Origin of the sequence: Parasynechococcus sp. (assembly GCF_042954245.1) — a bacterium.
Taxonomy (GTDB): domain Bacteria; phylum Cyanobacteriota; class Cyanobacteriia; order PCC-6307; family Cyanobiaceae; genus Parasynechococcus.
Genome location: NZ_JBGKDP010000139.1, coordinates 1 through 3,424 on the forward strand (window position 1 = coordinate 1; position 3,424 = coordinate 3,424).

Here is a 3,424-nt window from a genome sequence, read left to right on the forward strand (position 1 = left end):
CTGGATGGCTTCTATCCAGCCGTTACCGAAGTAATAGGTGAGGTCCTGCTCCAACGCCTCACGACGGTTCAGCTGGGCCATGGCGACTGGTCCAACCACCGGATGATCCGTCAGCTTGCTGATCTCGTCCTCCATCGCGGAGTAAACGAAATAGAGATCAGCCACCAGCTTGCGATAACTGGCCTTATCAACAACTCCCTTCAGAAAGCAGCTCACAAAGCCGGTGTTCTCGGCCATCGTGTGCGACTTTTTCGTGCCTTCCCGGAGCTGGGCAGCAAGGGTGACAGACATGATTGCGAGAAATGGCCAAATGTCGAATTTAAAAGAAGTTCAAGGCAGGACGGCTTTGTGCGTTGCGAAGGGTTACGCCGCTGGTTCGGACGCAGCGGTTCCATCAAAGAGCTCGAACAGCTCGCGACAGATCTGCTGAAGCTGCTTCACCTGCTGCTGCTGAGGCAAATGGAGGCCTTCTGGCAACCATTCACCAACCGTGGCCAAGCGCCAGCGTTCACCGTCGTAGGTCATGCCCCGCATCAACACCCCCAGCAGGCGCAGCTGGTCGTCACCATGCTCCGTGCTGACGCGCAATTGCATCAGCAAACTGCGGCATTCCAGGCGCGGACTCCAGCCAGGGAAGTGAAACGAGAGGTCCAACGATTCCGTCTCAGTCCACTGTCGGGTCTGCGGGTCGTCCCTCCAGGGGCTGAGGTTGGCCTGTGCAGCGGGAAATTGGCGACGCACAAGCGTGATCGTGGATGCAAGCGCACGCATCCGGGCCACGCTGTGTACCGATTCGCCCGCGTTCACTGCAACCTCCCCATTCCGCACAGTGTGGAGGGAGATGCCAGAGGTCGCCGTTACGGTTGCGCGAGGTTCACGAAACCATGACGCAACCGCTGCACCTGGGCCTGCTCGGCGCCATGCCGGAGGAAATCGGCACGGATCTCAGCCACCTGAAGGATCTGAGCTGCAGCAATCACGGAGACTTGGCAATCCACAGGGGATCATGGGGCGAAACGGTGCTCCTCAGCCTGACCTGGAGCGGCTGGGGCAAAGTGAGCGCGGCGCGGGCGGCAACACGCCTGCTTGCCAGTGATCCCAGCATCGATCTGCTGATTTTCACCGGTGTTGCCGGTGCTGCGAATCCAACTCTGCGCCAGTGGGATGTGGTGTTAGCCGATGGCGTGGTTCAGCACGACATGGATGCCCGGCCCCTGTTCCCAAGGTTCACGCTGCCAGCGCTGAAGCAGGACCGGCTCCAACCGCAGCCGGCCTGGTTCGACTGGGCCAAGACCGCTCTGCTGGAGGCCTATAGCGCGGGCGAGCTGGAGGGATTCGCACGGCCCAGCAGCGGTCTGATCGCCACGGGGGATCGCTTCATCGGCGATCCAGCGGTGCTGCAAGCGCTGCGGGATGTCCTGCCCGACCTGCAGGCCGTTGAGATGGAAGGCGCCGCAGTCGCACAGGTAGCCGAACAGGAGGGCGTCCCCTGGCTGGTACTGCGGGTGATTTCCGATGGTGCCGATGAGGCGGCCGCCCAGAGTTTCGAAGACTTCGTCAAGCGCTACGAACAGCAAGCCTGGCGGCTGATTCAGGCTCTGCTGCAACGCTGCAACGAGGCGCCCGAGGAATGCGCCTGATGCCTGCGCTGAACCGGGTGCTGCGCTATGTCCTGGTAGAGGGCCCGGCCGCCGCAGTACATATGGGGATGCTGCTGCTGGACCGATGGATAAGCCTCAGCTTGGCCAATCCCATCGCCTTCCTGGCCGCCTCGGTGGCGGGCTATCTCGGCCCCATGCCCTGCTGACCTTCCGGGAAGAGGCGGGCGGTCGCCAATTCGCCCGTCGCTGGCTGCTGCAGTAACTGTTCAACATCATTGTCTGCGCCCTGCTGCTGGTTCTGAAGGCACCGACACTGATGCTGGTGTTCACACCCACGCTGCTGAATACCCTGATCTGGAGCCGAGCGGCTCACTTCAGTGCTCAGGCTCGCCAGCACCAGAAGAGGCATCCATCGCTGCTCCATGCCAACGACCTCGGTCTGGTAGAAGGTGTCGATGCAGCAGTCATCGACTTCGTCCGCAGCGGACAAATTCAGGGAGCAAATCTTCTGGTGAATGGCTCAAGTGCAGCCGATGCCGTTTAGCTGGCGCGACATTGCCGATCCACCACCGCTCACCCTGCATTTCTGTCTCACCCAAGGACATCGCCGACCCAACTGCCCGGACATGCCCGCCGGATTCGGCACCTTTCTCCCGGCTCAGTCATAGGCTCTGCCCGCTGACGCCCGACCAACCGCCATGGCCCAGTTCAAGAAGCTCACCGCCCCCAGCCAGGGCACACCAATCCGCTTCGAGAACGGCCAACCCGTGGTGGCCGACAACCCGATCATCCCCTTCATCCGAGGTGATGGAACCGGCGTGGACATCTGGCCCGCCACTCGGAAGGTGCTGGATGCGGCCGTTGCCAAGGCCTACGGCAGTCGCAAGAGCATCGAATGGTTCAAGGTGTACGCCGGCGATGAAGCCTGCGACCTCTACGGCACTTACCAGTATTTGCCAAAGGACACCCTCGAGGCAATCCGCACCTACGGCGTGGCCATCAAAGGTCCCCTCACCACACCCGTGGGAGGCGGCATCCGTTCACTGAATGTGGCCCTGCGCCAGATCTTTGATCTGTATTCCTGCGTGCGCCCCTGCCGCTACTACGAGGGCACCCCAAGCCCCCATAAGCGTCCCCAGGATTTGGATGTGATCGTCTACCGAGAGAACACCGAAGACATCTACATGGGGGTGGAATGGGACGCCGATGACGCCGTCGGCCAGGAGCTGCGAAAGCACCTCAACGAGGTGGTGATCCCCGCCAACGGCAAGCTGGGCAAGCGCCAGATTCCCGAGGGATCCGGCATCGGAATCAAGCCGGTGAGCAAAGCCGGCAGCCAGCGCCACATCCGCAAGGCGATCCAGCACGCCCTACGCCTTCAGGGAGACAAGCGCCACGTGACCCTTGTGCACAAGGGCAACATCATGAAATTCACGGAAGGGGCCTTCCGTGACTGGGGCTATGAACTGGCCACCACCGAATTCCGCGACGTGTGCATCACCGAGCGGGAAAGCTGGATCCTCGGGAACCTCGAGACAGACCCCAACTTGAGCGTGCAGGCCAACGCCCGGATGATCGAGCCCGGTTACGACAGCCTCACCCCGGAGAAAAAAGCCGACATCGATGCCGAAGTACAGGCGGTGATCGACGCCATCGGCAGCAGCCATGGTGGCGGCAAGTGGAAGGAGATGGTGCTGGTGGATGACCGCATCGCTGACAGCATTTTCCAGCAGATCCAGACCCGCCCCCAGGAGTATTCGATCCTCGCCACGTTGAACCTCAACGGCGACTACATCTCCGACGCCGCCGCCGCGATGGTGGGT

6 protein-coding genes are annotated in these 3,424 nt (G+C 61.7%); 4 read left to right on the forward strand and 2 right to left on the reverse strand.

All coding sequences use genetic code 11. The features are described from left to right. A partial coding sequence (locus ACGVJ8_RS06120; protein ID WP_392346383.1) for a biliverdin-producing heme oxygenase occupies positions 1-291 on the reverse strand: 291 nt, incomplete at its 3' end. 72 nt (positions 292-363) lie between these two features. Then, positions 364-771 (reverse strand): hypothetical protein, encoded by a 408-nt coding sequence (locus ACGVJ8_RS06125; RefSeq protein ID WP_392346385.1) that lies wholly within the window; start codon positions 769-771, stop codon positions 364-366. Between the two features lie 113 nt (positions 772-884). On the opposite strand from ACGVJ8_RS06125, the gene ACGVJ8_RS06130 reads away from it, so the two are divergent. The 4 genes from ACGVJ8_RS06130 to ACGVJ8_RS06145 form a co-directional block, all read left to right on the forward strand. Next, positions 885-1,640, forward strand: coding sequence for a 5'-methylthioadenosine/adenosylhomocysteine nucleosidase (locus ACGVJ8_RS06130; RefSeq protein ID WP_392346387.1), 756 nt, complete (start codon positions 885-887; stop codon positions 1,638-1,640). Next, positions 1,640-1,807: a hypothetical protein gene (locus tag ACGVJ8_RS06135; RefSeq protein ID WP_392346389.1), complete on the forward strand. Its 168-nt coding sequence runs from the start codon at positions 1,640-1,642 to the stop codon at positions 1,805-1,807. Before ACGVJ8_RS06130 ends, ACGVJ8_RS06135 begins: the two co-directional genes overlap by 1 nt. Before the next feature lie 110 nt (positions 1,808-1,917). Next, positions 1,918-2,145, forward strand: coding sequence for a hypothetical protein (locus ACGVJ8_RS06140; RefSeq protein ID WP_392346391.1), 228 nt, complete (start codon positions 1,918-1,920; stop codon positions 2,143-2,145). Positions 2,146-2,299: 154 nt separating this feature from the next. Continuing rightward, on the forward strand, positions 2,300-3,424 hold a 1,125-nt coding region (locus ACGVJ8_RS06145), incomplete at its 3' end, for an NADP-dependent isocitrate dehydrogenase (protein WP_392346393.1).

Coding starts and splice junctions, on each gene's coding strand:
- ACGVJ8_RS06125 (WP_392346385.1), bottom strand. CDS start 771: ATGCGTGCGCTTGCATCCACGATCACGCTTGTGCGTCGCCAATTTCCC.
- ACGVJ8_RS06135 (WP_392346389.1), top strand. CDS start 1,640: ATGCCTGCGCTGAACCGGGTGCTGCGCTATGTCCTGGTAGAGGGCCCG.
- ACGVJ8_RS06130 (WP_392346387.1), top strand. CDS start 885: ATGACGCAACCGCTGCACCTGGGCCTGCTCGGCGCCATGCCGGAGGAA.
- ACGVJ8_RS06140 (WP_392346391.1), top strand. CDS start 1,918: ATGCTGGTGTTCACACCCACGCTGCTGAATACCCTGATCTGGAGCCGA.